This window comes from Photorhabdus sp. S10-54 (genome assembly GCF_963878145.1).
In the GTDB taxonomy this organism is placed as follows: Bacteria; Pseudomonadota; Gammaproteobacteria; order Enterobacterales; family Enterobacteriaceae; genus Photorhabdus; species Photorhabdus kayaii.
In genome coordinates this window covers 1-1183 of the sequence record NZ_CAWNXG010000141.1, presented here as the reverse complement: position 1 = coordinate 1183, position 1183 = coordinate 1, and the positions used below count along the sequence as shown (strand labels likewise).

The window sequence follows — 1183 nt, the reverse complement described above, 5'->3', positions numbered from 1 at the left end:
GTGTTGCCGGTATGGTGAAAATCCTCGGTTAAGGTGACGGCCATATCCCCCTGCGATAACAGTTGGCCGTCACCGCTGAGGGCCTCGGCGTTAATATCCACCTGTTTTCCGGCAATCAAGGTGCCCTGTTGGTTGTTAATCCTCAGATGCGGTTGCTGAGCCTCGCGGTTGATAGTGAGCTGTTTGCCTGCGGAGACCAGCCCCTGGGTATTATCCAGAGTCTGACGGATGTTCGCTTGCAGGTGGTCGGCTGCCCGTAAAGCCCCCTGGTTGTTATCCACCTGTTGAGCGTTGACCGTCAGGTTTTGCGCTTCCAGTCCTTTATCCGTCTGCGCCGTGTCGCGGTTAATCAGGTGAGCGGTGCTCAGGGTCAATTGCTGACCACCACGGATAAGGCCGCCAGTGTTATCGGTTTGGGTCTTCACATTCAACACGGTGTCGCCCACGGCTTGCACCTGCCCGTGTCGATTATCGAGCCGCTGGGTTTTCAGGTTGAATGTACCGGCCGACAATAATTTGCCGTCCCGGTTATCGGTTTGCGCCTGTCGGGTGTCGATAACCAACTGTCCGCCTTGAAGATGGCCGTGGCGATTATCCAGCGGGCCGCTGGTGACGGTGGTTTTGCCCTCGCCAATAATCTGGCCCTGCTGGTTATCCAGTAACTGCCCGTCGGTATCCAGATTCAGGGCATCTGCGGATTGTAAGGTCCCGTTGCGGTTAGTGAGTTGCTGACTGTGAATGTCTAGCCCGCCATTCCCGGCTATCTGTCCCTGAGTATTGTTGAGCATGCTGCTGGTCAGCGTCGTTTTGCCGTCCGCGGCTATCATGCCGCCGGTGTTATCGATGTCGCCGGTACGCAGGGTTAACTGCCCGCCGCTTAACAACCGGCCTCCTTTTTGGTCGGCATTGCGGGTATTAATGAGCCCATGCCCGTGGGTATCAACGGCCATCTCCCGGCCGGATTGTAACAGCCCCGCCGTATTATCCAGTTCACCACTGTTTAAGGTCAGGGTGTCCCCGGCTATCACCTGTCCCGCCGTATTGATGAAGGGCTGGCCGGTGGTCTGGCTGTTGATATGCTGCGCCAGCAACACCCCCTGCGTGTTATCCAGTGTCTGGCTGGTTGTAGTCAGTCGGGTTTTGGCTTCAAGATGACCGTGGGCATTCTGAATGGCTTTGCCAA

At 56.7% G+C, this 1183-nt stretch carries 1 pseudogene; it reads right to left on the bottom strand.

What is annotated here, in order from left to right:
- Positions 1 to 1183 (bottom strand): annotated as a pseudogene (locus tag AACQ83_RS24145) (hemagglutinin repeat-containing protein); the annotation flags it as partial.